At 67.1% G+C, this 6215-nt stretch carries 5 protein-coding genes; 2 read left to right on the plus strand and 3 right to left on the minus strand.

Annotated features, from left to right (window positions below):
- Together VNR91_RS05425 and ligA are read right to left on the minus strand one after the other, a co-directional pair.
- Positions 1 to 729: TonB-dependent receptor plug domain-containing protein (locus VNR91_RS05425; protein WP_414712378.1), on the minus strand; the 729-nt coding region annotated here is incomplete at its 3' end.
- 153 nt (positions 730 to 882) lie between these two features.
- Positions 883 to 3024: an NAD-dependent DNA ligase LigA gene (ligA, locus tag VNR91_RS05430; RefSeq protein WP_325489762.1), complete on the minus strand. Its 2142-nt coding sequence runs from the start codon at positions 3022 to 3024 to the stop codon at positions 883 to 885.
- 99 nt (positions 3025 to 3123) lie between these two features.
- On the opposite strand from ligA, the gene VNR91_RS05435 reads away from it, so the two are divergent.
- Complete coding sequence (locus VNR91_RS05435; RefSeq protein ID WP_325489763.1) at positions 3124 to 3789, plus strand: glutathione S-transferase family protein; 666 nt, start codon at positions 3124 to 3126, stop codon at positions 3787 to 3789.
- An 11-nt stretch (positions 3790 to 3800) separates the two neighbouring features.
- A complete protein-coding gene (locus VNR91_RS05440) occupies positions 3801 to 5318 on the plus strand; it encodes a fumarate hydratase (protein ID WP_325489764.1) in 1518 nt (505 codons plus the stop codon).
- 92 nt (positions 5319 to 5410) lie between these two features.
- Here the strand turns inward: VNR91_RS05440 and VNR91_RS05445 are convergent, their stop codons facing one another.
- Positions 5411 to 6016 (minus strand): opacity protein, encoded by a 606-nt coding sequence (locus tag VNR91_RS05445; RefSeq protein ID WP_325489765.1) that lies wholly within the window; start codon positions 6014 to 6016, stop codon positions 5411 to 5413.
- Positions 6017 to 6215: the final 199 nt, after the last annotated feature.

Genomic DNA, 6215 nt, shown 5'->3' on the forward strand with positions numbered 1-6215 from the left:
CGCGACCGAGATGAAATCGCCGCTGTTGCCGAGTTCCTGATAGATGCGGCCGTTATACTGCTGCTTCTCGACCTTGCCGATGTTGTTGAACACGACGTTGTTGCGTGCCTGGCTGGCGGCGATGAAGATGCGCGGCCCGCCGTCGAAGATCTCGCCGGTGTTGATCATGCCGAAGGTGCGGAAGAAGTCGAAGTCGCCGCGCGATCCGACCACCTTCACGCCGAAATTCTTGCTCGGGGTGATCGTGCGATAGTTGACGGTCGAACCGGTCGCGCCCGCGGTCGGCGAGTCGACGTCGGTGGTGCCCAGGTTGACGTTGACCTGCTCGATCAGCTCGGGATCGAGCTGCTGGTTCGAATAGAGCGCGTAGTTGCCCGAATCGTTGAGCGGGATGCCGTCGAAGGTCTGGCTGATGCGGGTCGAATCGAAGCCGCGGATGGTGAGCGTGCCGCCCGCCGAACCGAACGGATCGTTGTTCTGGAAGCTGACGCCCGGCATCTGGTTGATCGTGTCGTTGATCGTCTGGCCCGGCGCCATGCGGCTGATGAATTCCTGGGTCAGGACCTGCTTGGCCTTTGACGTATCGGGCACCTCGATGCCGGCGACGCCGCTGTCGCGCGATCCGCTGACGATAATGTCGTTCTCGAAGTCGATCGAACCGGTCGACTGGGCGTAGGCAGTGCCCGGAAGCGCGAACGCGACAAGCGCCACGCCGGCAAACAGCTTCATCCGCATGGAAATTCCCCTTTTGAGCCAAATGCTCTCAACACGGCGATACGCGCCGTCGCGGCGCCCCTGCGCCCGATTTGTGACGCTTAAATGACGGGACGCGAGTCGCGCAATGTCAACCGCAAGGTAATTTTGTTGCGTTGCAAAACGGCATCACCCGGCCGCCGCGACGATCGCCGCCCAGCCCGCCTCGTCGATCACGCGGATGCCCAGATCGGCGGCCTTCTTGAGCTTCGATCCGGCGCCGGGGCCGGCCACGACCAGATCGGTTTTCGCCGAGACCGACCCGGCGACGCGCGCGCCCAGCGCCTCGGCCTGGGCCTTGGCTTCATCGCGGCTGATCGTTTCCAGGCTGCCGGTGAACACCACCGTCTTTCCCGACACCTCCGACTCGCGGACTTCGGAGACGAAGGCGGGAGGCGACACCTCGCCGAGCAGATCGTCCCACACCGTGCGATTGTGCGGTTCGTGAAAGAAGTCTGCAAGGGCGTGGCCGACGGCGGCACCGACATTCTCCACGCCGATCAGTTCGGCGATCGCCTTGTCCAGGCGCGCGCGCGCCTTTTGTTCGGTCTCGCCCAGCACGGGCGCGGTGGTGTCGCGCAGCGCGATGATCTGGTCGGCCAGCGCACTGATCGCGGGAAAGGCGACGTAGTGTTTGAGCAGATCGCGCGCGGTGATGCTGCCGATGTGGCGGATGCCCAGCCCGAACAGCAGTCGCGCCGGGTCGGGCGCCCGCTTTGCCTCGATCGCGGCCAGCAGATTGTCGACCGACTTGTCCTTCCACCCCTCACGCCCGACCAGTTCGTCGCGGTGCGCGGACAGGCGGAAGATGTCGGCGGGTTCGCTGATCCAGCCGAGATCGAGGAATTCGCTCAGGCTCTTTTCGCCCAGCCCCTCGATATCGAGCGCACCGCGGCTGACGAAATGGCGCAGCCGCTCCAGTCGCTGGGCGGGGCAGATCAGGCCGCCGGTGCAGCGGATATCGACCTCACCCTCCTCGCGCACCGCATCGGAGCCGCATTCGGGGCAGTGGGTGGGGAAGGACCATGGCGCGCGCGCGGTGTCGTGGGTCAGGTTCTCGACGATCTGCGGGATGACGTCGCCCGCGCGTTGGAGAACGACGCGGTCGCCGGGGCGCGCGCCGAGCCGCGCGATCTCATCGGCGTTGTGCAAGGTGGCGTTGGTGACGACGACGCCGCCGACCGTGACAGGGGTCAGCCGCGCCACCGGGGTGAGCTTGCCGGTGCGGCCGACCTGGATGTCGATCCTTTCGAGCGTGGTCTCGGCGCGTTCGGCGGGAAATTTATGCGCCAGCCCCCAGCGCGGCGCGCGCCCGACGCTGCCCAGCCGCGCCTGCCAGTCGAGCCGGTCGACCTTGTAGACCACGCCGTCGATATCGAACGGCAGGTCGGCCCGCTGGTGCTCGATCGCGCGATAGACCGCCAGCGCCTGATCGACGGTGTCGCAGCGGCGAAAGCTGTCGGCGACAGGGAAGCCCCACGCGCGGATCGCGGCGATCACCTCCGCCTGGGTGTCGCCGGGCAGCGCGCCGGTCTCCCCCCAGCCCCAGGCGAGAAAGCGCAGCGGGCGCGATTCGGTGACGCGCGCATCCTTTTGCCGCAGCGATCCGGCGGCGGCGTTGCGTGGGTTGGCGAACTGGCGCGCCTTGTCGGGGTCGCCCGCCTCGGTCGCCTCGGCAAGCAGGCGGGCGTTGAGCGCGGCGAAGGCGGCCTTTTCCATATAGACCTCACCGCGCACCTCGAACAGATCGGGGGCGTCGGCGGGCAGGGTGTGCGGCAGCCCGGCAATGGTCAGCGCGTTGGCGGTGACGTCCTCACCCACCGCGCCGTCGCCACGCGTCAGCGCGCGGACCAGCCGGCGACTTTCGTAGCGCAGCGAGCAGGACAGCCCGTCGATCTTTGGCTCCGCGGTCAGCGCGACCGGTTCGTCGTCGGACAGGCTGAGGAAGCGGCGGATGCGGGCGACGAATTCGTGGACGTCCGCATCGGCGAAACCATTGTCGAGGCTGAACATCGGCCGGGCGTGGGCGACCTTGGCCAGATGGCCGGCGGGCGCGGCGCCGACCTGGCGGCTGGGCGAATCGGCGCGGACCAGCGCGGGAAACGCCGCCTCGATCGCGGTGTTGCGGCGGACCAGCGCGTCATAGGCGGCGTCACTGATCTCCGGCGCGTCTTCGGTGTGATAGCGCCGGTTGTGGAGCGCGATCTCGGTGGCGAGCCGTTCAAGTTCGGCGGCGGCTTCGGCGTCGGTGGTGGGCAGCGCATCCATCATGTGGCGCCTAGCGGAGCGCGGGCGGGGGCATCAAGCGTTCGCGCCATATCGGTTGGCGGAAACACGGGTTAGACGGGGCGCCCGTCTGGAGATTCTGCCGTGACCGAAGCAACGATCAAGCTCTACGCCCATCCGCTGTCGTCCTATTGCCACAAGGCGCTGGTCGCCTTTTACGAAAATGCGATCCCGTTCGATTATGGTGTGATCGACGGCAGCGAGCCGGTGACGAGCACGTTCGCGCGGCTGTCGCCGATGGGGAAGTTCCCGATCCTGGTCGAGGGCGACCGCACGATCTTCGAAGCGACGGCGATCATCGAATATCTGCACGTCCGTCATCCCGGCGATGTGCGGCTGATCCCCGACGATCCCGATCAGGCGGTCGAGGTGCGGATGCTCGACCGGTTCTTCGACAATTATGTGATGACGCCGCAGGGCAAGGTGGTGATCGACCATCTGCGCGACAGCGAGCATGACCTGCGCGGCGTGCGAGAAGCGCGGGCGATGCTCGATCGCGCCTATGCCTGGCTCGACGAGCGGATGGCGGAGCGTGAGTGGGCGGCCGCGGAGCAATTCAGCCTGGCCGACTGCGCGGCAGCGCCGGCGCTGCTCTATGCCGACTGGACGCACCCGATCCCCGAGCGGTTCGAAAACCTGCGCGCGTATCGCGCCCGGCTGCTCGCCCGGCCTAGCTATGCCCGCGCGCTCGATGAGGCGCGGCCCTATCGGCACATGTTCCCGCTTGGCGCGCCCGCCGATCGCGATTAGTCGGCGGCGTCATGACCGTCACCATCAAACCCGCCGACCTGATCGAGAGCGTCACCGACGCGCTCCAGTTCATCAGCTATTATCACCCGATGGATTACATCCGCGCGCTGGGCGAGGCCTATGAAGCCGAGCAGTCGCCCGCCGCCAAGGACGCGATCGCGCAGATCCTGACCAATTCGCGGATGTGCGCGGAGGGACACCGCCCGATCTGTCAGGACACCGGCATCGTCACCGTGTTCGTCAAATGGGGGCAGGACTGCCGGCTGGATGGCGACCAGTCGTTGCAGGCGGTGATCGACGAGGGGGTGCGGCGCGCCTACCTCCACCCCGAGAACAAGCTGCGCGCGTCGATCCTCGCGGACCCGGCCTTCACCCGCCGCAACACGCGCGACAACACGCCCTCGGTCCTCCACGTCGAGATGGTGCCCGGCGCCAAGGTGTCGGTCGATGTCGCGGCCAAGGGCGGCGGCAGCGAGAACAAGTCGAAGTTCAAGATGATGAACCCCAGCGATTCGATCGTCGACTGGGTGCTGGAGATGGTGCCGCAGATGGGCGCCGGCTGGTGCCCGCCGGGGATGCTGGGGATCGGGATCGGCGGCACGGCGGAAAAGGCGGTGCTGCTGGCCAAGGAATCGCTGATGGGCTCGATCGACATGGGCCAGCTCAAGGCGCGGGGGCCGCAGAACGATATTGAGGCGCTGCGCATCGAGCTGTTCGACAAGGTCAACGCGCTGGGCATCGGCGCGCAGGGGCTGGGCGGACTGTCCACCATCCTCGACGTCAAGATCCTCGACTGGCCGACGCACGCCGCGTCGAAGCCGGTGGCGATGATCCCCAATTGCGCCGCCACCCGCCATGCGCACTTCACGCTCGACGGTTCCGGCCCGGCCTATCTGGAGGCGCCGAAGCTGGATGAGTGGCCCAAGGTCGACTGGACGCCCGACAGCGCGGCGATCCGTGTCGACCTCGACACGCTGACGCCGGAGGTGGTGAAGGGCTGGAAACAGGGCGACCGGCTGCTGCTCAACGGCAAGATGCTGACCGGTCGCGACGCCGCGCACAAGCGGATCAAGGACATGCTCGAGGCCGGCGAGCAGCTGCCGGTCGAGTTCCGTGGCCGCGTGATCTACTATGTCGGCCCGGTCGATCCGGTCGGCGAGGAAGTGGTCGGCCCGGCCGGCCCGACCACGGCGACGCGCATGGACAAGTTCGCCCGCATGATGCTGGAGCAGGGCTTGCTGGCGATGGTCGGCAAGGCCGAGCGCGGGCCGGCGGCGGTCGAGGCGATCCGCGATCACCAGAGCGCCTACCTGATGGCGGTCGGCGGCGCCGCCTATCTGGTCGCGCGCGCGATCAAGGGCAGCAAGGTCGTCGGCTTCGAGGACCTCGGCATGGAGGCGATCTACGAATTCGAGGTGCAGGATTTCCCGGTGACGGTCGCGGTCGATTCGACGGGCGCCAACGTCCATCAGCTCGCGCCGCTGGTGTGGCGGGAAAGGATCGCGAAGGAGCATCTGCTGCCCGCATAGAAGCAAGACGAAGCCGGACGCCCACGGGGGCATCCGGCTCCGGTACGCGTTACTGGACCCGCCGATACGCCGCGGGTCGGTACAGTCGGACGTCAGAAGTGGGTGACGATACCCAGCGTCGGACGAAAGCTGTGGAAATTGCCGAAGGTCGAAACCTCGCCGCGCAGGCGGAAGCCCGAACGGCCGGTGATGCCACCCAGGCCGATGTCCTTCGGCCCGGCTTCGAAGCCGATGCCATAAGTCATGTCATGATAGTCGCGGCCGCCCGGCACGCGCTTCTCGAAATTGACCCACTGATAGCCGACCTTGCCGTAGAGCAGGCCGGAATCGCCCGCGCGCACGCCCAGCCGGCCGGCGCCGCCGTACTGCCAGTCGATGTCGCCCGTGACGCCCTTGGCAACGTTGCCCTCCGCGCCGATGAAGACCGGGCCGAGCGGGACGTTGAAGCCGACCAGCCCTTCGACCAGGCTGCCGTTGAGCTTGTTGTCGCGATTGACCGGGGGAATGCCGGCGCGATTGCTCTCGGCGTCAAAGCTTTCCCAACCGCCGCGGATGCCGAAATAGGGCTCGATGCCGAACGCGCGCGATCCATCGGGCGCGGCCTCGGTGGTTTGGCTCCCGGCCGGGGCGTCCTGGGCAAAGGCGGGGACGGCGATCGCCGTAGCCGCGAGCGCGGCAGCGCGGAGAAGTGTACGCATGAGACAATACCTTGTTGTTGAACATGATCGGACGGCGATGAGCCCGAGCGGCGAGGGCGGCGCATCCGATGGTGGCAAAACCGTCGGGCAGCCGATCGCGTTGCATCGCACAAGAAAAAAACCGGCACTTTCACAATCTGTTGCGCGAAGAACACGGTTTCTGTCGCGGAGATGAACGAACCGGGGCATCGCCGTGGCG

The organism is Sphingomonas sp. (assembly GCF_035555815.1).
In the GTDB taxonomy this organism is placed as follows: Bacteria; Pseudomonadota; Alphaproteobacteria; order Sphingomonadales; family Sphingomonadaceae; genus Sphingomonas.

Bases quoted from the DNA above. Each gene is read 5' to 3' on its own strand.
- ligA (WP_325489762.1), bottom strand. From the start codon at position 3,024: ATGATGGATGCGCTGCCCACCACCGACGCCGAAGCCGCCGCCGAACTT.
- VNR91_RS05445 (WP_325489765.1), bottom strand. From the start codon at position 6,016: ATGCGTACACTTCTCCGCGCTGCCGCGCTCGCGGCTACGGCGATCGCC.
- VNR91_RS05440 (WP_325489764.1), top strand. From the start codon at position 3,801: ATGACCGTCACCATCAAACCCGCCGACCTGATCGAGAGCGTCACCGAC.